The organism is Streptomyces sp. C1-1, assembly GCF_050214755.1.
In the GTDB taxonomy this organism is placed as follows: domain Bacteria; phylum Actinomycetota; class Actinomycetes; order Streptomycetales; family Streptomycetaceae; genus Streptomyces.
The window spans coordinates 3,468,056-3,488,087 of record NZ_CP189826.1; the positions used below are offsets into that span (position 1 = coordinate 3,468,056).

21 protein-coding genes are annotated in these 20,032 nt (G+C 71.3%); 4 read left to right on the forward strand and 17 right to left on the reverse strand.

Annotated features, from left to right (window positions below; all coding sequences use genetic code 11):
* Window position 1: 1 nt before the first annotated feature.
* From ACQF4J_RS15595 to ACQF4J_RS15615, 5 genes are all read right to left on the reverse strand, one after another.
* On the reverse strand, window positions 2-178 hold the full coding sequence (locus tag ACQF4J_RS15595) for a hypothetical protein (protein WP_351574406.1): 177 nt from the start codon (window positions 176-178) through the stop codon (window positions 2-4).
* A gap of 196 nt (window positions 179-374) precedes the next feature.
* Window positions 375-935: a hypothetical protein gene (locus tag ACQF4J_RS15600; protein ID WP_351574408.1), complete on the reverse strand. Its 561-nt coding sequence runs from the start codon at window positions 933-935 to the stop codon at window positions 375-377.
* A 35-nt stretch (window positions 936-970) separates the two neighbouring features.
* The gene (locus tag ACQF4J_RS15605; RefSeq protein ID WP_351574410.1) at window positions 971-1,543 is read right to left on the reverse strand and encodes a GNAT family N-acetyltransferase; all 573 of its coding nucleotides are present in this window, start codon (window positions 1,541-1,543) and stop codon (window positions 971-973) included.
* On the reverse strand, window positions 1,521-3,764 hold the full coding sequence (locus tag ACQF4J_RS15610; RefSeq protein WP_427165844.1) for an MMPL family transporter: 2,244 nt from the start codon (window positions 3,762-3,764) through the stop codon (window positions 1,521-1,523). Before ACQF4J_RS15610 ends, ACQF4J_RS15605 begins: the two co-directional genes overlap by 23 nt.
* A 201-nt stretch (window positions 3,765-3,965) precedes the next feature.
* Window positions 3,966-4,268 (reverse strand): hypothetical protein, encoded by a 303-nt coding sequence (locus ACQF4J_RS15615; RefSeq protein WP_351574415.1) that lies wholly within the window; start codon window positions 4,266-4,268, stop codon window positions 3,966-3,968.
* A 186-nt stretch (window positions 4,269-4,454) separates the two neighbouring features.
* On the opposite strand from ACQF4J_RS15615, the gene ACQF4J_RS15620 reads away from it, so the two are divergent.
* Window positions 4,455-5,255, forward strand: coding sequence for an SAM-dependent methyltransferase (locus ACQF4J_RS15620; RefSeq protein ID WP_427165846.1), 801 nt, complete (start codon window positions 4,455-4,457; stop codon window positions 5,253-5,255).
* 61 nt (window positions 5,256-5,316) lie between these two features.
* Here the strand turns inward: ACQF4J_RS15620 and gatB are convergent, their stop codons facing one another.
* The 6 genes from gatB to ACQF4J_RS15650 form a co-directional block, all read right to left on the reverse strand.
* The gene (gene gatB, locus ACQF4J_RS15625; RefSeq protein WP_351574421.1) at window positions 5,317-6,831 is read right to left on the reverse strand and encodes an Asp-tRNA(Asn)/Glu-tRNA(Gln) amidotransferase subunit GatB; all 1,515 of its coding nucleotides are present in this window, start codon (window positions 6,829-6,831) and stop codon (window positions 5,317-5,319) included.
* A 15-nt stretch (window positions 6,832-6,846) separates the two neighbouring features.
* Window positions 6,847-7,086 carry a hypothetical protein gene (locus ACQF4J_RS15630; RefSeq protein WP_058923023.1) on the reverse strand — a complete coding sequence of 80 codons (240 nt, stop codon included), beginning with the start codon at window positions 7,084-7,086 and terminating at the stop codon, window positions 6,847-6,849.
* Window positions 7,083-8,576: an Asp-tRNA(Asn)/Glu-tRNA(Gln) amidotransferase subunit GatA gene (gene gatA / locus ACQF4J_RS15635; protein ID WP_351574424.1), complete on the reverse strand. Its 1,494-nt coding sequence runs from the start codon at window positions 8,574-8,576 to the stop codon at window positions 7,083-7,085. The genes ACQF4J_RS15630 and gatA overlap by 4 nt, the downstream gene beginning before the upstream one ends.
* Window positions 8,577-8,581: 5 nt before the next feature.
* Entirely contained in the window at window positions 8,582-8,878 is a 297-nt protein-coding gene (gene gatC / locus ACQF4J_RS15640) for an Asp-tRNA(Asn)/Glu-tRNA(Gln) amidotransferase subunit GatC (RefSeq protein WP_030231941.1), read from the reverse strand.
* Between the two features lie 260 nt (window positions 8,879-9,138).
* A complete protein-coding gene (locus ACQF4J_RS15645) occupies window positions 9,139-9,630 on the reverse strand; it encodes a cupin domain-containing protein (RefSeq protein ID WP_351576094.1) in 492 nt (163 codons plus the stop codon).
* A 37-nt stretch (window positions 9,631-9,667) separates the two neighbouring features.
* The gene (locus ACQF4J_RS15650) at window positions 9,668-10,039 is read right to left on the reverse strand and encodes a DUF4267 domain-containing protein (RefSeq protein ID WP_351576097.1); all 372 of its coding nucleotides are present in this window, start codon (window positions 10,037-10,039) and stop codon (window positions 9,668-9,670) included.
* A gap of 89 nt (window positions 10,040-10,128) precedes the next feature.
* On the opposite strand from ACQF4J_RS15650, the gene ACQF4J_RS15655 reads away from it, so the two are divergent.
* On the forward strand, window positions 10,129-10,710 hold the full coding sequence (locus tag ACQF4J_RS15655) for a TetR/AcrR family transcriptional regulator (RefSeq protein ID WP_351576100.1): 582 nt from the start codon (window positions 10,129-10,131) through the stop codon (window positions 10,708-10,710).
* 20 nt (window positions 10,711-10,730) lie between these two features.
* On the opposite strand, the gene ACQF4J_RS15660 is transcribed toward ACQF4J_RS15655, so the two are convergent.
* The 5 genes from ACQF4J_RS15660 to ACQF4J_RS15680 form a co-directional block, all read right to left on the reverse strand.
* Window positions 10,731-12,971: a putative bifunctional diguanylate cyclase/phosphodiesterase gene (locus ACQF4J_RS15660; RefSeq protein WP_351576109.1), complete on the reverse strand. Its 2,241-nt coding sequence runs from the start codon at window positions 12,969-12,971 to the stop codon at window positions 10,731-10,733.
* Between the two features lie 258 nt (window positions 12,972-13,229).
* Window positions 13,230-15,422, reverse strand: coding sequence for an NAD-dependent DNA ligase LigA (gene ligA / locus ACQF4J_RS15665; protein WP_351576112.1), 2,193 nt, complete (start codon window positions 15,420-15,422; stop codon window positions 13,230-13,232).
* A 15-nt stretch (window positions 15,423-15,437) separates the two neighbouring features.
* A complete protein-coding gene (locus tag ACQF4J_RS15670) occupies window positions 15,438-16,436 on the reverse strand; it encodes a methionine synthase (RefSeq protein ID WP_351576115.1) in 999 nt (332 codons plus the stop codon).
* Complete coding sequence (locus ACQF4J_RS15675; protein ID WP_427165849.1) at window positions 16,433-17,131, reverse strand: SDR family oxidoreductase; 699 nt, start codon at window positions 17,129-17,131, stop codon at window positions 16,433-16,435. Before ACQF4J_RS15675 ends, ACQF4J_RS15670 begins: the two co-directional genes overlap by 4 nt.
* A gap of 18 nt (window positions 17,132-17,149) precedes the next feature.
* Window positions 17,150-17,689 (reverse strand): TIGR00730 family Rossman fold protein, encoded by a 540-nt coding sequence (locus ACQF4J_RS15680; RefSeq protein ID WP_351576121.1) that lies wholly within the window; start codon window positions 17,687-17,689, stop codon window positions 17,150-17,152.
* A gap of 51 nt (window positions 17,690-17,740) precedes the next feature.
* On the opposite strand from ACQF4J_RS15680, the gene ACQF4J_RS15685 reads away from it, so the two are divergent.
* Window positions 17,741-18,064 carry a DUF427 domain-containing protein gene (locus ACQF4J_RS15685; protein ID WP_351576123.1) on the forward strand — a complete coding sequence of 108 codons (324 nt, stop codon included), beginning with the start codon at window positions 17,741-17,743 and terminating at the stop codon, window positions 18,062-18,064.
* A 47-nt stretch (window positions 18,065-18,111) separates the two neighbouring features.
* The gene (locus ACQF4J_RS15690; protein ID WP_427165850.1) at window positions 18,112-18,885 is read left to right on the forward strand and encodes an alpha/beta fold hydrolase; all 774 of its coding nucleotides are present in this window, start codon (window positions 18,112-18,114) and stop codon (window positions 18,883-18,885) included.
* Window positions 18,886-18,889: 4 nt separating this feature from the next.
* Here the strand turns inward: ACQF4J_RS15690 and mnmA are convergent, their stop codons facing one another.
* Window positions 18,890-20,026, reverse strand: a complete 1,137-nt coding sequence (mnmA, locus tag ACQF4J_RS15695; protein WP_351576129.1) for a tRNA 2-thiouridine(34) synthase MnmA — start codon at window positions 20,024-20,026, stop codon at window positions 18,890-18,892.
* Between the last annotated feature and the right edge of the window lie 6 nt (window positions 20,027-20,032).

Here is a 20,032-nt window from a genome sequence, read left to right on the forward strand (position 1 = left end):
TTCACGCTGCCCTGGCGAACCTGGGGCGGCGGTGGCGGGAGGTATGGGACTCGTTCTCGGCGGAGCGTTCCGCGGCTTCGCGGCGGGCTCCGCGGACTGCCTCGCGGGCGAGGCGCTCGTGATCGGCGCGGCGGATCAGTTCGGCGGAACGGAACTGCGCGATCTCGTACTCGTACATGGTGTGTCCCCTCGGGAGAGTCTGGTGCGGCTTCGCTTTCTGCGATGCCTCAACCTTCGTCTCCAAGGGGGGTCCGTCACATCGGGAGAGTTCCGCATCTTGCGGGGCGCCCGGGGCCTTAGACGCGGGTAAGGGGCCTCAGGAACTCCGTAAGGTGCTCACGGATGCCCTAAGACCCCTTCGGGCCTGCGGTGACTCAGCCCGCGGACGGCAGTCCGAGCAGGACGTCGGTGTACTTGAGGACGGCCAGGAGCAGGCCGATGACACCGAGCGCGACCCCGCCCCAGGCGACGGACTTGATCCAGGCGGCCTGCGGCTTGCCGGGGGCGCCGAACGCGGGCCGGACGAGGACCACGACGCCGACGACCAGCGCGAGCAGGGCGAAGATGCCGCCCCACAGGGCGCTGGCCTGCCAGGCGTCGCCGTACACGGCCTTGATCTGCTTGGCGACGCTCGCCGAGGACGACGTCTGGAGCTGGCCCACGAGGGTCTGGCGGGCGGCGGCCACGGTGCCGACCCAGCTCCCGGTGAGCGAGACGACGCCGAGGGCGGCGGCGACTACGGCGCCCGCGCCCTGACCGACGCCGGAGGGGCCTTCCTGGTCGCTCTCGGAGCCGCCCTCGACAAGGTCGGCCTCGGCGGTCGCCCCCTCGGTCTCCTCGGCGGCCTCGGCCTCGGCGGTGGTCGCCGCCTCGTCCTCGGGCTTCACTTCGGTGGCCTCGGTCGTGCCGGCCTCGTCAACTGTCTTGGTTCCCATGTCTGGCACCGTACGGACGCTCTCTGAGAGGGATCTTAATGATCGTTGTGTGCGGCACGCGCGCGTGCTTGACGCCACTCCGGGGCGAGGATCGACCACACCTCCAGGTCGTGCCGCACCCCACGATAGGGGTGCGCCTCTCGTCGTACGCCATCGCGGGTCATCCCCAGGCGCCGGGCGACGTTCAGGCTGGGGGTGTTCCCGGAGGCGGCGACCCATTCGACGCGGTGGATGCCGCGCTCCTCGACCGCCCAGTCGATCAGTATCCGCATCGCCCGGGTGATCAGGCCGCGCCCGGTGGCGGCGGGCTCCAGCCAGCAGCCGACCTCGGCGTTGCCGGTCGCCGCGTCGAAGTTCAGGGTGAGCACCCCGCCGACGAGCTTTCCGTCCAGCCAGATGCCGTGGTACGAGCCGGTGTCGGCGGCCCGCATGTCGGCGTACCGCTGGAGCGTCTCGCGCGTCGAGGGCAGGTCGACGGCCTGGGAGCCGAACGGGATGAACCGCCCGATGAACTCCCTGCCGCGCTCCAGGTGTGCCAGGAACTCCTCGGCGTGCCACGTCTCCAGCGGCCGCAGCTCGGCGCCGTCACCCAGTGATATCGCGTACATCCCGTTGCTCCCCGTCCGCCAGTACGTCCGCCACCTCGGCGTCCGTCGCCTCGGCCAGCCTTTCATGGGCGGCACGGCACTCGGGCGGCTCGATGCTGATGCGGGGCAGCCGGGCGTCCAGCCAGCGGGGCAGCCACCAGTTGGCGCCGCCGAGCAGGTGCATGAGGGCGGGCACCAGCAGGGTGCGCAGGACGAAGGCGTCCAGGGCGACGGCGGAGGCGAGCGCGATGCCGAACATGGCGATCACGCGGTCGCCGCTGAGGACGAAGGCCAGGAAGACCGACATCATGATGACCGCGGCGGAGTTGATCACGCGGCTGGTCTCGGCGAGGCCGACCCGTACGGCCCGCCGGTTGTCGCCCGTCTCCAGCCACTCCTCGTACATCCGGCTGACCAGGAAGACCTGGTAGTCCATGGAGAGCCCGAAGAGCACGGACACCATGATCACGGGGAGGAAGGGCTCGATCGGGCCCGCCCGGCCGAGGCCGAGCAGCTCGCTCCCCCAGCCCCACTGGAAGATCGCCACGACGATGCCGAAGGCGGCGGCGACCGCGGCGACGTTCATGGCGGCGGCCTTCAGCGGGATGCCGATGGACCGGAAGGCGAGCAGCAGGAGCAGGCAGCCGAGGCCGATGACGACGCCGACGAACAGGGGCAGCTTGCCCACGATGACGCCCGCGAAGTCGTCGTACGACGCCGTGACGCCGCCGATGTGGAGGTCGAGCGCGGTGCCGGTCTCGGCGCGTGGCAGCACCTCGGTGCGCAGCCGGTCGACGAGATCGCTGGTCCTCTGGGACTGCGGCTCCGAGGTCGGCACGATCGTGAAGTAGGCCGTGTTCCCGCCGCCGTCGTACGACACCGGGCTCACCGAGGCGACGCCCTCGGTGGTGCGGATGGTGGCGTCGAGGTTGTCGAGGGCGAGCCGGTCCTCGGCGCCGTTGACCTTGGTGACGACGGTGAGCGGGCCGTTGACGCCCGGTCCGAAGCCCTCGGCGAGCAGGTCGTACGCCTGCCTCGTGGTGGACGACTTCGGGTCGTTGCCCTGGTCGGAGGTGCCCAGGTGCAAGGAGAGGGTGGGCAGCGCGAGGACCGCCATCACGGCCAGCGCCACCACGCCGAGGACCTTGGGGTGGCGCTCGACGAACGCCGACCAGCGGTGGGCGAGTCCGGTGGGCAGCTCCGGCTGCGGTCCGTGCTCCGCCAGCCGCCGCCGCTCTCGCCGGCTCAGCGCGCGCATGCCGATGAGGGACAGCAGGGCGGGCAGCAGGGTGACGGAGGCGGCGACCGTGAGGACGACCGTCAGCGAGGCGGCGATGGCGACGCCGTTGAGGAAGCCGAGCCGCAGGATCAGCATCCCCAGCAGGGCGATGCAAACGGTGGCACCCGCGAAGACCACGGCCCGTCCGGTGGTCGTCACCGCGTTGGTGACCGCCTCGGTGACCGAGAGCCCGCGTTTGAGTCCGCGGCGGTGTCTGGTGACGATGAAGAGCGCGTAGTCGATGCCGACGCCGAGTCCGATCAGCATGCCGAGCATGGGCGCGAAGTCGGCGACGGTCATGGCGTGCCCGAGCAGCGCGATCGCGGCGTACGCGGTGCCGACACCGACCAGCGCGGTGGCGATGGGCAGCACCGAGGCGGCGAGCGAGCCGAAGGCGAGGAACAGCACGACCGCCGCCACGACCACCCCGACGACCTCGGCGAGGTGCCCGCCGCTCGGTTCGGTGAGGGCGACGGCGCTGCCGCCCAGCTCCACCTGGAGTCCGTCCGCCCGTGCGGCCTCGGCCGTGCGGACCACGGCCTCCACCTCGGACTTCTTGATGTCCTCGACGCGGTGGTCGAAGGTGACCGTGGCGTACGCGGTGTGCCCGTCGGAGCTGATCCGGCCGGCGCCCTGGCCGTCGTAGGGACTGCTCACGGAGGCCACGCCGGGCAGGTCCGTGATCTTGTCCAGGGTCTGGTTCATCGTCTGCTCGACGTCGGCGGCCCGGACGGTGCCGGACTTCACGTGCCACACGACGGTGTCGTTGTCACCGCCGAGTCCGGGGAAGCCCCGCTGCAGCAGCTTGGTGGCGGCGCCCGACTCGGTGCCGGGGGCCTCGTAGTCGTTCGAGTACGCCGTGCCCGCGACGGCGGCGGCCGCGCTCACCCCGCCGAAGGCGAGGAGCCAGAGCAGCACCGCGACGAGGCGGTGCCGGACACACCAGCGTGCAAGGGCTGCCACGAACGAGCTCCCGGGGACGATTTATAGGTCTTTGACCGGGAACAGTCGTGGAACGGTGGTTCACCACATGAACAGCCCGCAAAGAACACATGAGCAATGCGAGGTCCATATTTGCAGCCAGATGTGATCGTTTATGTCACTGGTGGCCTTATTCACAAGAGTGGGAGGCAGATCACAGGACAGTAACGAAGACTCTGTCACCTAGTCGAACTGATCTCCCAGCGCCATCACCATCACCCCGGCGACCAGCAGCCACAGCGCCCGCCGGGTGTGCCCACGGGAGCCCAGCACCGAGGCGAGGGCACAGACGGCGGCGCCGAAGCCGTAGGCGCCCGGCACCAGGGCCGGGGCGGAGCCGGTGAGGCGCAGCAGCGACGCGGCCAGCCCGGCGAGGGTCAGCAGCGTGCCCGTGCCGGCCGCCGTCCAGCGGGCCCGGCGGGCGTCGTAGGCCGTGTCCATGTCGTCCTCGACGTCCCGTATCCCGGAATCATCTCGTCCGCTCATGGCGGGTGAGCGTAGCGCGTCCGCCTCGGAAACCGGCTGCGGGGCGAACCGCACACCTGCTAGCTTCCGCGGGACAGCCGTCACCGGCCCCTCGCCGACGACCGAAGCGGGTGCATTTTTTGAAGGTCCGACCGAGCTCCTACGCATCGACTTCCTCTACGAAGATCCCAAGGAGCCCGTTCACCGATGTCCGACACCAGGACCACGAACGACGACCTGTCTGACCGCCTGAACCACCCCCACTACCCGCGCAGCAACGGCTACGACGCCCGCTGGGTCGTCGACAACCAGATGGGCCCGAACGCCCTGTGGCTGCTGGAGTGGCTGGCCCCCGCCCTCGGCCTGGACGCCCTGCGCCCCTGCGCGCGCGTCCTCGACCTCGGCTGCGGCCGGGCGATGACCTCGGTCTTCCTGGCCAGGGAGTTCCACGCCCAGGTCACCGCCGCCGACCTGTGGGTCAAGCCCGACGACAACGCCCGCCGCATCGCCGAGGCGGGCTTCGCCGACCGGGTGCTGCCCGTGCACACGGAGGCGCACGAACTGCCCTTCGCTGCGGGCGGCTTCGACGCGATCGTGTCCATCGACGCATACCAGTACTTCGGCACCGCCGACCTCTATCTGCCCACCCTCGCCCGGCTGTTGAAGCCCGGCGGGCGCATCGGCGTCGTCGTACCGGCACTTCGCGAGGAGCCCACGGGCGCCGAGCCGCCGGAGCATCTGAAGCCCTGGTGGGAGCCCGACTTCTGGTGCTTCCACACCGCCGACTGGTGGCGCCGCCACTGGACCCGCAGTGGTGCCGTCGAGGTCGAGACGGCCGACTGGCTTCAGGACGGCTGGAAGGACTGGCTGCTGTGGTGCGAGGTGGTCGCCGAGGAGAGCCCGGAGGAGTTCCACCGCACGATGGCCCGCCGGGTCGGCGAGATGGTGCGCGCCGACGAAGGCCGCTTGCTGGGCTTCGTACGCGTCGTGGGACGCCGTAAGCAGTAAGCCGTAAGCCGTACGGCCCCGGAGACCAAGTCTTCGGGGCCGTACCGTCCGTGACTGTCGTTCAGCCCTCGCTGACGCCCAGCTTCTCGAGGATCAGCTCCTTGACGCGGGCCGCGTCGGCCTGGCCGCGGGTCGCCTTCATGACCGCGCCGACCAGGGCGCCTGCCGCGGCGACCTTGCCGCCGCGGATCTTGTCGGCGATGCCCGGGTTGCCGGCGATGGCCTCCTCGACGGCGGCGGTCAGGGCGCCCTCGTCGGAGACGACCTTCAGACCGCGCTTGTCGACGACCTCGTCCGGGGTGCCCTCGCCCGCGAGGACGCCCTCGATGACCTGGCGCGCGAGCTTGTCGTTCAGGTCGCCCTTCGCGACGAGCTCGGTGACCCTGGCGACCTGCGCCGGGGTGATCGCCAGCTCGTCGAGCGAGGTGCCCGACTCGTTGGCGCTGCGGGCGAGTTCGCCCATCCACCACTTGCGGGCGGAGGCGGCGTCGGCACCGGCGTCGATCGTGGCGACGATCGGGTCCAGCGCACCGGCGTTGAGGATCGCCTGCATGTCGGTGGCGGAGATGCCCCACTCGGCGAGCAGCCGGTTGCGGCGGGCCAGCGGCAGCTCCGGCAGCCCGGCGCGGATCTCCTCGACCCACTCCCGGGACGGGGCGACCGGTACCAGGTCGGGCTCCGGGAAGTACCGGTAGTCCTCGGCCTCCTCCTTCACGCGGCCCGAGGTCGTGGACCCCGTGTCCTCGTGGAAGTGCCGGGTCTCCTGCACGATCGTGCCGCCGGACGACAGCACGGCCGCGTGCCGCTGGATCTCGAAGCGGGCCGCACGCTCCACGGAGCGCAGCGAGTTGACGTTCTTCGTCTCCGAGCGGGTGCCGAACTTCTCGGTGCCGTTCGGGCGCAGCGACAGGTTCACGTCGCAGCGCATCTGGCCCATCTCCATGCGGGCCTCGGAGACGCCGAGCGCCCGGATGAGCTCGCGGAGCTCACGGACGTACGCCCGCGCGACCTCGGGAGCGCGCTCGCCAGCGCCCTCGATCGGCTTGGTGACGATCTCGATGAGCGGGATGCCGGCGCGGTTGTAGTCCAGCAGGGAGTGGGACGCGCCGTGGATACGGCCCGTCGCGCCGCCCACGTGGGTCGACTTGCCGGTGTCCTCCTCCATGTGGGCGCGCTCGATCTCCACGCGGAAGGTCTCACCGTCCTCCAGCTGCACGTCGAGGTAGCCGTTGAAGGCGATGGGCTCGTCGTACTGGGAGGTCTGGAAGTTCTTCGGCATGTCCGGATAGAAGTAGTTCTTCCGGGCGAAGCGGCACCACTCGGCGATCTCGCAGTTCAGCGCGAGACCGATCTTGATGGCCGACTCGATGCCGATCGCGTTGACGACCGGGAGCGCGCCGGGCAGGCCGAGGCAGGTCGGGCAGGTCTGCGAGTTGGGCTCGGCGCCCAGTTCGGTGGAGCACCCGCAGAACATCTTGGTCTTGGTGCCGAGTTCGACATGGACCTCGAGGCCCATGACGGGGTCGTACGACGCCAGCGCGTCCTCGTACGACACCAGGTCGGTCGTGGTGGTCACGGTGAAACTTCCCTCTCAGCCCAGCAGGACGTCGTCGTCGCCCAGCCGCTTCAGCTCGCGGTACAGGATGGCGAGGCCGGTGACGATCGCGGCGGCGGAGACGGTGGCGTCGATCAGCCGCAGCGTGTCGTTCTCCAGTCGGGCCTTCTTGATCTGCTTGACGACGGCGACAGCGCCGAAGGCAGTGGTGGCCATGGACAGGTACGTGCCGGACTTGGACTTCTTGAAGTCCTTGGCCTTGGACAGCTTGCTCACAGCGACGGAGCCTCCTCCAGGAGCGGGTGCCCCCACCTTTCCACGAAGGCGGCCTCGACGGCGGCGCCGACCTTGTAGAGCCGGTCGTCCTTCAGTGCCGGGGCGATGATCTGCAGACCGACGGGGAGGTTGTCCTCCGGAGCGAGACCGCACGGCAGCGACATGGCCGCGTTGCCCGCGAGGTTCGTCGGGATGGTGCACAGGTCGGCCAGGTACATCGCCATCGGGTCGTCGGCGCGCTCGCCGATCGCGAAGGCGGTGGTCGGCGTGGTCGGCGACACGATGACGTCGACCCGCTCGAAGGCCTTCTCGAAGTCGCGCGTGATGAGCGTGCGGACCTTCTGCGCGGAGCCGTAGTAGGCGTCGTAGTAGCCGGAACTCAGCGCGTACGTGCCGAGCATGATGCGGCGCTTGACCTCGGGGCCGAAGCCCGCCTCACGGGTGAGGGAGGTGACCTCCTCGGCGGAGTGCGAGCCGTCGTCGCCGGTCCGCAGGCCGTAGCGCAGGCCGTCGAAGCGGGCGAGGTTGGAGGAGCACTCGGAGGGCGCGATCAGGTAGTACGCCGACAACGCGAGGTCGAAGGACGGGCAGTCCAGCTCGACGATCTCGGCGCCGAGCTCCTTGAGGAGGGCGACGGACTCGTCGAAGCGCTGGATCACACCGGCCTGGTAGCCCTCACCGCGGAACTGCTTGACGACGCCGACGCGCATGCCCTCGACGCTGCCGTTGCGGGCGGCCTCGACGACCGGTGGGACGGGGGCGTCGATGGAGGTGGAGTCCAGCGGGTCGTGCCCGGCGATGACCTCGTGCAGGAGGGCCGCGTCCAGGACCGTACGGGCGCAGGGGCCGCCCTGGTCGAGGGAGGACGAGAAGGCGACCATGCCGAAGCGGGAGACCGCCCCGTACGTCGGCTTCACGCCCACCGTGCCGGTGACGGCGGCCGGCTGGCGGATGGAACCGCCGGTGTCGGTGCCGATGGCCAGCGGCGCCATGTGCGCGGCCAGCGCGGCGGAGGAGCCACCGCCGGAACCGCCCGGGATCTTGGTGAGGTCCCAGGGGTTGCCGGTCGGGCCGTACGCGCTGTTCTCCGTCGACGACCCCATGGCGAACTCGTCCATGTTGGTCTTGCCGAGGATGACCACGTCGGCGGCCTTGAGGCGCTTGGTGAGCGTGGCGTCGTACGGCGGGATCCAGCCCTCGAGGATCTTCGAACCGACGGTCGTCGGAATGCCCTCGGTGGTGAAGATGTCCTTCAGCGCCAGCGGGACGCCGGCGAGGGGGCCGAGCCTCTCGCCCCGCTCGCGCTTGGCGTCCACGGCGCGCGCCTGGGCGAGGGCACCCTCGCGGTCGACGTGCAGGAAGGCGTGCACCTTCTCGTCGACGGCCTCGATACGGGCCAGGTGGGCCTCGGTGACCTGGACGGCCGTCAGCTCGCCGGAGGCGATCTTCTCGGCGGTCTCGGCGGCGGTGAGCTTGATGATGTCCGTCATCGTGATCAGTCCTCCCCCAGGATCTGCGGCACCTTGAAACGCTGCTGCTCCTGGGCCGGGGCGCCGGAGAGCGCCTGCTCGGGGGTGAGCGAGGGACGGACCTCGTCCGGCCGCATGACGTTGGTCAGCGGGAGCGGGTGCGAGGTCGGCGGTACGTCTTGGTCGGCGACCTCGCTGACGCGGGCGACCGCGCCGATGATGTCGTCCAGCTGTCCCGCGAAGTGTTCGAGCTCTTCGGGCTTCAGCTCCAGACGCGCCAGCCGGGCGAGGTGGGCGACCTCCTCGCGCGTGATGCCAGGCATGCAGCGTTCCTCTGGGGTGAGTGTGTGTGGTTTGGGGCTGGGGCTTGTCGGCACATTCCCGTCGTCCGCCCGGAGGGCGGGCCGCGCGGCGTCTGGTGCGTGCGATCGCAAGGCGCCGGAGCGTCCTCGTGGCGGAGCCACGTGGACGATTCGGCAACGCGGCGAGCGTGCGTGCCAGGCGTCGCGCGGCAGACGGGAATGTGCCGACAAGCCCCAATCCTAGGGGGCCCGGGGCTCTGGCCGTTAAACGGTTTCCCCGGTCACCGTCGAGCGTCCCAGGCCTCGCTCTTCAGGAAGTGGTTGTCGTACAGCTCCTGGACCTCCAGGAGGCTCTCCACCGTGGCCTCGCCGAGGCGGATGCGCTGGAGGTGGCGGAAGTACTCGAAGCGCTCGACTCCCGGCGTGATGACGATGAGCAGGTCCGCCGTGGCGCCGGGGACGGCGGCGAAGGCGTGCGGCCGGTCCGGCGGGACGATGATCAGATCGCCGCGCTCGGCGGTGACGACGTCGTCGCCGGAGAGGACCTCGGCGGCGCCGTCGAGCAGGTAGAACATCTCGGCGGAGTTGTGGTGCACGTGCGGGCGGGCCCCGTCGGCGCCCTCGGCGAGGGTGACGCGCACGGTGGACAGCGCGCCGCCGCTGGCGCTGCTGTCGGCCAGCAGCCGCACGGCGACGGGATCTCCCCCGACCACCTCGGCCTCGGCATCGCGGACCAGCACGGTTTCGTCGAACTTCGGCACGAAAAGCGACATTTTCTCGGTTCCCCCTGTGTCTCGCGTGCGGACGCCGTCAGACCGCGAAGAGCAGTGCGGCGCTGATCAGTACAACGATCGCGGTGGCGAAGTGGATCCCGAACGCCACGGCCTTCGCGCCTCCGTTGCGCAGGACTATCAGGGTGTCGCCGAACGGGATGAGTGCGACGCCGACCATGAACCAGGCCTCGGCGTGCGCGCCCGCGAAGGCCAGGACGAGGAGGCCGACCACGCCGAGGGCGCCGTCCCTGAGCCCCTTGATCGTGAGATAGGCGCCGGCGTCGCCCGCGGGGTCGGCCGGGACGCCGTAGCCGGCGGCGGCGGGGCCCGGCTGGAACAGGAAGCGGTAGCCGAGGAACAGGCAGAACAGGTCGAGCAGGACGGCCAGGGTGTAGGCGGCCACGGTCATGACGGTTCTCCTTTTTCTAGCAGCGCTAGGAACGCAATCGACGCTAGCAGAGCATCGACAGAACCGCTAGCGATGCTAGAATTTCTGGCATGTCGATTCAGACGCGCCGGGAGCGCGAACGAGCGGAACGCGAGCGGCTGATCGTCACGGCCGCGCGGGAGCTGGCGGAGGCCGAGGGCTGGGACGCGGTGACGACCCGCCGCCTGGCGGCCGAGATCGAGTACAGCCAGCCCGTCCTCTACAGCCACTTCAAGGGCAAGGACGCGATCATGGCGGCGGTCGCGGTGCAGGGCTGCGCTGACCTGGCGGTGGAGCTGCGCGCGGCGCGTACGGCGGCCGAGGGCCCGCGCGAGGCGCTGGCGGCGGTGGGCGAGGCGTACGCGTCCTTCGGACGGCGGCGGCCCGCCCTGTACGACGCGATGTTCACCCACGCGGTGGACCTGCCGTTCGCCACCCCTGAGGCCCCGGCGCCGCTACAGGAGGCGTTCGCTGAGCTGGTCGCGGTGGTGGAGCCGATCGCGGCGGAAGGCGAGGACATCGGCCTGCTCACGGAGACCTACTGGGCGGGACTGCACGGCCTGGTCACGCTGATGCGCAGCGGCCGGCTGCCGGAGCGAGCCCACGACCAGCGGCTGGCCCTGCTGATCGGCCACTTCACGGCCGCACTCTGATGTGAGTGCCGCGGAGGGGGCTACTCGGCCGCCGGCAGCGCGGCCCGTGGCCGCTGCCAGCCTCGGGAGCCGCGGGCCCGCAGCCACGCCGTGGTCTCCTCGGGCGGCATGGCCGCGGCCACCAGCCAGCCCTGTACGGCGTCACAGCCGAGGTCCCGCAGCCGCTCCCAGGTCTCGTCGTCCTCCACGCCCTCCGCGACGACCAGCAGACCGAGCGAATGGGCGAGGTCGACCGTGCAGCGCACTATCTCGGCGTCCTCGGTGTCGACGGCCAGCCGCGCCACGAAAGACCGGTCGATCTTCAGCTCGCTGACCGGGAGCCGGCGCAGGTGGACGAGGGACGAATAGCCCGTGCCGAAGTCGTCCAGGGACATCTTCACGCCGTGCGCGGTCAGCCCGGCCAGCGTGTCCGCGGCCCGCTGCGGATCCTCCAGCAGCACGTGTTCCGTTATCTCCAGCTGGAGCGCCCCCGCGGGCACCCCGTGCCGGGCGAGCCGCGCCGCCACCGAGCCCGCGAACCCGGGCGTGTGCACGTCGCGCGGGGAGACGTTGACCGCCACCGGCACGTACAGGCCCTGCGACCGCCACTCGGCCACCTGCCCGAGCGCCGTCTCCAGCACGTACTCCGTGAGATGGGGCATCAGCCCCGAGGACTCGGCTATCGCTATGAACTCGTCCGGCGGCACCTTCCCCCGCTCGGGGTGCACCCACCGCACCAGCGCCTCGAGTCCCGCCACCTGTCCGTCGAAGCGGACCTTCGGCTGGTAGTGCAGCTGCACCTCGTGCGCGTCCAGCGCGCGCCGCAGATCGCCCAGCAGTCCCAGCCGGTCCGGCGTGTTCGAGTCCCGCTTGGACTCGTACACCTCCACGCCCGTACGGTCCCGCTTCGCCTGGTACATCGCCACGTCCGCCCGCCGCAGCAGCCCCTCCGCGTCCAGGGCGTGGTCGGGGAAGACGGCGACGCCCGCACTGGCCTCCAGGACGAGGGTGAGTCCGTCGAGGTCGAGCGGGGAGCTGAGCGCGGTCACCAGGCCGCGGGCGACCCGGGTCGCGGACGTCGTGGAGTCGGCGACGGGCAGTAAAACGGCGAACTCGTCACCGCCGAGCCGCGCGGCCTCCGCCCCGCGCGGCAGTGCCACCCGCAGCCGGTCGGCTATCTGCAGCAGCAGCCGGTCACCGGCGAGGTGGCCCAGGGTGTCGTTGACGGACCGGAAGCGGTCCAGGTCGATCAGCATCAGCGCGGACCGGGCGCCGATGCGCTCGGCGTCGTCGAGCGCGGTCCAGATCCGCTCCAGCAGCCACTGCCGGTTGGGCAGCCCGGTCAGCGGGTCGCGCAGCTGCTCCTCGGCCCGCGCGCGGGCGATCCACAGGGTGGAGTCGAGGGCGATCAGCGGGATGGCGAACAGCGGCAGCAGCACCGGCTGGGCGACGGCGACCACGCACACCAGCGGGGCGATGCCGAGCAGGGCGATCGCGACCAGGCCCTGTCTGACCAGGGCGGTGCGGGCGACGGTGGGCAGTCCGCCGCGCGGTGCGTGCAGGTACCACAGCAGGGTGCGGGTGACCAGGAGGTAGGCGGTGGCGACCAGGACGACCTCGGGGGCGGTGCAGACCGTCCAGGAGTCGGGGTTCCACGGCGTCTCGACCGACGGCACCCGGCCGAAGGCGCCGAGCAGGAGGGCGCCGGCGCCGATGCCGAGGATGTCGACCGAGCCGTGCAGCACGCCGGCCCTCCAGCGCCCCCGCCTCGCTATGCCGACCAGCACGACGACGGTGAGGCTGACCATGCCGGCCGCGACCCAGCCGTAGAGCATCAGCACGGCGAGGGTGAGGGCGGCGCCGGAGCCCGTGCCGCCCCACCAGCGGGAGCGGCCGAGCATCACCAGGTGGCCGACGATGATGCCGGTCAGCACGGCCAGGGACCAGCCGACCGTGCCGGACGGGAAGAGCGCGTGCGTGCCGGTGAACGCCCGGTAGAACCCGGCGCCCAGGACGAACGCGGCGGCCGAGACGACCGCCGCGGGCAGCGCCGGCCAGGACAGGTGCCGTTCGTGGTCGGTGCCGTCCGGCTGCGCGGGCGGCCGGCCGGTGGTGAGCGGGGGCACACCGCGGACGTCCGTCACGGTGTACTGTCCGGTGCCGCGCCCCTCCGCGCCCGGACGCTCAGACGGCCGGCCGGTCCACCGGCGCGGCCGCCAGGCACCGGTGACCCGGCGTCGGCGCAGCCGTGAGTCCGGGGCGGCGCTCTCGGTCGGTTCCATTCCCGTCCCTCTCACAGCCGGCGGTGCCCACGCCACGCGGCCCGATGCCCGACATCCATCCACGGCGCCGCGTTGGAAAACTCTTCCCCCTGCTCACCAGGAGCACGGGGATGCCCCGACCGCAGCTGGGCACGGCAGGCGCACATCTCAACAGTAGGCCGCAGAAGGCTTCCACGGGCAGCGGTCGCAGACGGTTGCCCGAATGACCCCGGCCACCCGTATGCATCTGGTATGCGCCGAACAGGTGGCCTTCAACCGCTACTCCTCTGTCGGAAGCGCAACTTCGGCCGCCGCCTCGGGTCCCTGTTCGAGCAGTACGGTGAAGCCGTCCTCGTCGAGCACAGGCACCTTGAGCTGCATCGCCTTGTCGTACTTCGAACCGGGATTGTCGCCCACGACGACGAAGGACGTCTTCTTCGAAACGGAACCGGTGACTTTCGCTCCGCGGGTCTGCAGCGCCTCCTTGGCGCCGTCGCGGGTGAAATTCTCCAGGGTGCCGGTCACGACGACGGTGAGGCCCTCCAGGGGGCGCGGGCCCTCGTCCTCGGCGGAGGCCTCCTCCTCCATCCGGACTCCGGCGGCTCGCCACTTGCGGAGGATCTCCTGGTGCCACTCCTCGGCGAACCACTCCTTGAGGGAGGCCGCGATGATCGCGCCGACGCCGTCGGTGTCCGCCAGTTCCTTCTCGGTCGCCTGCTCGATGCGCTCGATCGACCGGAACTCACGGGCCAGCGCTTCGGCAGCGACCGGGCCGACGTGACGAATCGACAGGCCGGTGAGGACACGGGCCAGGGGGCGGGTCTTGGCGGCCTCGATGTTCTCCAGCATCGCCAAGGCGTTCTTGCGGGGTCCGCCCTCCTTGTTGGCGAAGATGAGGGCCGTCTTCTCCTCGCCGGTCTCCGGGTCCCGCTTGGGCAGGCCGCTGTCCTGGTCGAGGACGTACGCCTTGATGGGCAGCAACTGCTCGACAGTGAGGTCGAACAGGTCGCCCTCGTCCTTCAGCGGCGGCTGCTCGGGCTCCAGCGGCCGGGTGAGGGCTGCCGCGGCGACATACCCGAAGTGCTCGATGTCCAGCGCCTTGCGGCCCGCGAGATAGAACAGGCGTTCACGCAACTGGGCGGGGCAGGAGCGGGCGTTCGGGCAGCGGAGGTCGATGTCGCCCTCCTTCATCGGCCTGAGCGGCGTGCCGCACTCCGGGCACTCGCTCGGCATCACGAACTCCCGCTCGCTGCCGTCCCGCAGGTCGACGACCGGCCCGAGGATCTCCGGGATGACGTCACCGGCCTTGCGGATGACCACGGTGTCGCCGATGAGCACCCCCTTGGCCTTGACGACGTCCTGGTTGTGCAGCGTGGCGAACTCGACCTCGCTGCCCGCGACGGTGACGGGCTCGACCTGGGCGTAGGGCGTGACGCGGCCGGTGCGGCCGACGCCCACCTTGATGTCGATGAGCTTGGTGTTGACCTCTTCCGGCGCGTACTTGTAGGCGATCGCCCACCGCGGGGCGCGGGCCGTGGAGCCCAGGCGGCCCTGGAGGCGGATCTCGTCGAGCTTGACGACGACGCCGTCGATCTCGTGCTCCACGGAGTGCCGGTTCTCGCCGTAGTAGGCGATGAACTCCCGCACGCCGTCGAGGCCGTCGACGACCCGGTTGTGCCGGGAGGTCGGCAGGCCCCAGGTCTTGAGCAGGTCGTACGCCTCGGAGAGGCGGGCGATGCCCTCGAAGCCCTCCAGGGCGCCGATGCCGTGGACGACCATGTGCAGCGGGCGGCCGGCGGTGACCCGCGGGTCCTTCTGGCGCAGCGAACCGGCCGCCGCGTTGCGGGGGTTGGCGAACGGCTTGTCACCGGCGGCGACCAGCCGTTCGTTGAGTTCGAGGAACTTCTCCATCGGGAAGTAGACCTCGCCGCGGATCTCCACGAGGTCGGGGACCTCGTCGCCCCCCAGTCGGTCCGGGATCTCCGCGATCGTGCGGACATTGGGCGTGATGTCCTCGCCGGTACGGCCGTCGCCGCGGGTCGCCGCGCGCGTGAGGCGGCCGTGCTCGTAGGTGAGGTTGACGGCGAGGCCGTCGACCTTCAGTTCGCACAGCAGGTGGTAGACGGAGCCGCCGACGTCCTTGGCGACGCGGTCGGCCCACGCGGCGAGTTCCTCGTCGTTGAAGGCGTTGTCCAGGGAGAGCATGCGCGAGCGGTGCTCGACGGAGGTGAACTCGGTCTCGTAGGCGCCGGCGACCTTCTGCGTCGGCGAGTCCGGTGTGCGCAGCTCCGGGTACTCGTCCTCCAGGGCCTCCAGGGAACGCAGGAGCTTGTCGAAGTCCGCGTCGCTGACGACCGGAGCGTCCTTCACGTAGTACCGGAAGCGGTGCTCCTCGATCTGCTCAGCGAGCTGCGCGTGCTTCTCCCGTGCCTCGGCGGGCACCGTCGTCTCCGCTTGCTTGTCGCCGGCCACCGTGTTGTCCTCCCGTTACTCTGGGTTGTCCGCGAGGGATCTCGCCGCCCGGACGCAGTGGGCGAGCGCCCCGCGCGCGTACTCGGGGGAGGCGCCCGCGAGTCCGCACGACGGCGTGATCGTGACCGCCTCCGCGAGAAGCCCCGGTCGCAGCCCCAGCCTGCGCCACAACGTCCTGACACCCATGACGCTACCGGCAGGCTCTGACAATCGGCCGTCCGTGCCCGGCACGACACCGGCGAACAGCCGGGTACCCCCTTCCACCGCCTCGCCGATCACGTCGTCGTCACGCTCGGTGAGAAGCGTGAAGTCGAAGGAGACCGCCGTCGCGCCGGCCCTGCGCAGGAGGGCGAAGGGGACGTCCGGTGCGCAGGAGTGGACCACGGTGGGGCCCTCGCCGTGCACCCCGAGGACGTCACGGAGGGTCGCCTCGACGAGCTGCCGGTCCACGGCCCGGTGGGTGCGGTAGCCGCTGGCGGTCCGCACCTGGCCGCGCAGCACGGCGGTGAGGGACGGTTCGTCGAGCTGGAGGACGAGTCGCGCGCCGGGGATGCGCCGGGCGACCTCGGCCAGGTGCAGGCGCAGGCCCTCGGTGAGCGATGCGGCGAGGTCCCGGCAGGCGCCGGGGTCGCCGAGGGCGGCCTCGCCGTTGCGCAGTTCCAGGTTGGCCGCGAGCGTCCAGGGCCCGACCGCCTGCACCTTCAGCGGGCCCTCGTAGCCCTGGGTGAACTCCTCGAGGGCGTCGAGGTCCTCGCCGAGCCAGGACCGCGCCCGCTTGGTGTCGCGCCCCGGCCGGTCCCCGATCCGCCAGCCGCTGGGCTCCACGCGCGCGTACACCTCGACGAGCATTCCTGCGGTGCGGCCGATCATGTCCGCGCCGGGGCCGCGGGCGGGCAGCTCGGGCAGGTGCGGGAAGTCCTCGAAGGTGCCGGTGACGGCCTTGGCGGCCTCCCGGGCGTCACCGCCGGGCATGGAGCCGATGCCGGTGGCCGGGCCGAAAGCGGGTCCGGTCACCGTCCCGGCCTCACCGTCAGGTCGTTGACCTCGGCGTCCTCGGACAGGTCGACCGCCATCAGGATCGTCGTGGCGACCGACTCGGGGTCGATCCACCGGGCGGGGTCGTACTCCTTGCCCTCCTGCTGGTGGACCTTGGCCTGCATGGGGCTGGCGGTACGGCCCGGGTAGACGGAGGTGACGCGGACGCCGTTGCCGTGCTCCTCGTGGCGCAGGGAGTCGGCGAGGGCCTTGAGGCCGTGCTTGGAGGCGGCGTACGCGGACCAGTCGGCGTGGGCGGTGAGACCCGCGCCGGAGTTGACGAACACCACGTGCCCGCGGGCGGCCCGCAGCTGGGGCAGGAAGTGGCGGGTCAGTTCGGCCGGGGCGATCAGGTTGACGTTGAGCTGGTGCCGCCAGGACTTGGGGGTGAGTTCGCCGACCGGGCCGAGGTCGACCACGCCGGCGATGTGCAGCAGCGAGTCCACCCGGTCCGGGAGGGTCTGGTGCGAGAACGCCCAGGACAGCTTGTCCGGGTCGGCCAGGTCGCCCACCAGCGTCCGCGCGCCCGGGAACCGGGCCGCCAGCTCCTTGGCACGCCCCGCGTCGCGCGCGTGCAGCACGAGTTCGTCCCCGCGCGCGAGGAGGCGGCGGGCGACGGCCGCGCCGATGCCGGAGCCCGCCCCGGTGATCACATGTGTAGCCATGCCCGCCATGCTCGCACCCGCGGGCGGCTACTCGATCCCCTGGCTCTCCTCCAGGTACGCCAGCGCCCCCACGGGCTCCTCCGCGAAGAACACCAGCTCGGTCAGCGGGCGGGGCAGGAAGCCCTCGTCCTCCATGCGGCGGAACTGCTCCTTGAGGCCGTCGTAGAAGCCCGCGGTGTTCAGCAGCACCACCGGCTTCTCGGTGTGGCCGTGCTTCTTCAGCTCCAGTATCTCGGTGGCCTCGTCGAGCGTGCCGGTACCGCCGACCATGATCACCACCGCGTCCGACTTCTCCAGCAGCAGCCGCTTGCGCTCGGCGAGGTCGCGGGCGACCACCATCTCGTCCGCGCCCTGCCGCGCCTTGGCCGCGAGGAAGTCCACGGAGACCCCGCACAGCCGTCCTCCCGCGGCGTGCACGCCGTCGGCGACCACTTTCATCAGGCCGACGTCCGAGCCGCCCCAGACGAGCGTGTGGCCGCCCTTGCCCAGCAGTTCCGCGAACTCGCGCGCGGGTCGCGTGTAACGGTCGTCGAGGTCGGCGGCGGAGAGGAAGACGCAGATACGCATGGGATCACCGTACGCGGGAAGAACCGGCGGCCCGCGAGCGCTGTTTCCTTCATGGCCGAAGGACACACGATCACCATCGAGCAAGGCGACCGGCACGTGCGCGTGGTGCACGGCGATCAGGTACTGGCGGAGAGCGAACGGCCCCTGGTGCTCAGGGAGACGGGCTGCCCCGTGCGGTACTACATCCCCGCCGAGGACGTACGGCTGGACCTGCTGAAGCCCTCCGAGACCCACACCTACTGCCCGTTCAAGGGCACCGCGTCCTACTGGTCGCTGCCGGACGCGCCGGATCTGGTGTGGTCGTACCCCGATCCCAAGCCGGCGGTCGCACCGATCAAGGATCACCTCTGCTTCTACGAAGTCGAGGTGTCGTGAGCGTCTGAGGGCGATTATTTCGCCGCCGTGGGGCAGTCTCCACAGACATGGACAACAACACCATTTCGCACGACGGCACCTCCCTCGCCTACCAGCGCGCCGGCGAGGGCCCGGCGGTCGTCCTCGTGAGCGGGGCGATGTCGACGAGCGCCACCGTGGCCCCTCTCGCCGGGCTTCTCGCCAAGCGCTTCACCACCGTCTGCTACGACCGCCGCGGGCGCGGGCAGAGCGGCGACACGCAGCCCTACGAGGTCGCCCGGGAGGTCGAGGACCTCGCGGCGCTGATCGACGCGGTGGGCGGCGAGGCGTCGCTGTACGGCATGTCCTCGGGCGGCGCGCTGGTGCTGGAGGCGGCGGCGAGTGGACTGCCGGTGCGGCGGGTCGCCGTGTACGAGGTGCCGTACGCCGTCTACGAGGGCGGTGCGAAGGAGCGCGCGGAGTACACCCGGAACCTCACCGAGGCGCTCGGCGCGGGCCGGCGCGGGGACGCCGTGGAGCTGTTCCTGCGGCTGACGGGGCTGGCCGAGCAGATGATCCAGGGCGCCCGGAACTCCCCCATGTGGCCCGGCATGGAGGCGATCGCGCCGACCCTCGCGTACGACGACGCCGTGCTGGGCGACGGTCTGGTGCCCGAGGCCCGGCTGGCCGGGATCGGGGTGCCGGTCCTGTCGCTGGCGGGCGGCGCGAGCCCCGCCTGGATGCGCGAGGCCGCCCGGGCGGTGGCCGAATCCGCGCCCCAGGGGACGTACCAGGTGCTGGAGGGCCAGACCCACATGGTGGATCCGAACGTCCTCGCGCCGGCGCTGGCGGAGTTCCTCTGAGCGGTCAGGCGACCGAGGTCGTCGTCCTCGCGCGCGTGGTCGTCGCGATCGTCGCCGAGCCGACCACGCGCGTGTCGTCGTAGAGGACGATCGCCTGGCCGGGGGCGACGCCACGGACCGGCTCGGTGAAGGTCACCCGCAGTTCGCCGTCGGCCAGTTCGGCGGTGACCTCGCTCTCGCCGCCGTGGGCGCGCAGCTGGGCGGTGTAGGTGCCGGGGCCGGCCGGGGCGGTGCCGCACCAGCGGGGCCGGACGGCGGTCAGGGCCGTGACGTCCAGGGCGGCGGCCGGGCCGACCGTCACCGTGTTGTCCACCGGCGAGATGTCGAGGACGTAGCGGGGCTTGCCGTCGGGGGCCGGGGTGCCGATGCGCAGGCCCTTGCGCTGGCCGATGGTGAAGCCGTACGCGCCCTCGTGGGTGCCGACCTTGGTGCCGGACTCGTCGACGATGTCGCCCTCGGCCTTGCCGAGCCGGTTCGCGAGGAAGCCCTGGGTGTCGCCGTCGGCGATGAAGCAGATGTCGTGCGAGTCGGGCTTCTTGGCGACCGCGAGGCCCCGGCGCTCGGCCTCGGCGCGGATCTCGTCCTTGGTCGTGACCGTGTCGCCCAGCGGGAAGAGGGCGTGGGCGAGCTGCTTCTCGTCGAGCACACCGAGGACGTACGACTGGTCCTTGGCCATGTCGGAGGCGCGGTGCAGTTCGCGGGAGCCGTCCGGCAGTTCGACGACCTTGGCGTAGTGGCCGGTGCAGACGGCGTCGAAGCCCAGGGCCAGCGCCTTGTCCAGCAGGGCGGCGAACTTGATCTTCTCGTTGCAGCGCAGGCACGGGTTCGGGGTGCGGCCGGCCTCGTACTCGGCGACGAAGTCCTCGACCACGTCCTCGCGGAAGCGGTCGGCGAGGTCCCAGACGTAGAACGGGATGCCGATGACGTCCGCGGCGCGGCGGGCGTCGCGTGAGTCCTCGATGGTGCAGCAGCCACGCGCGCCCGTGCGGAACGACTGCGGGTTCGCGGAGAGTGCCAGGTGGACGCCGGTCACGTCGTGGCCGGCCTCGGCGGCGCGGGCGGCCGCGACGGCGGAGTCCACGCCGCCGGACATGGCGGCGAGGACGCGGAGGGGGCGGGTGGGCTGCGGGATGTCAGTCATAGCCCT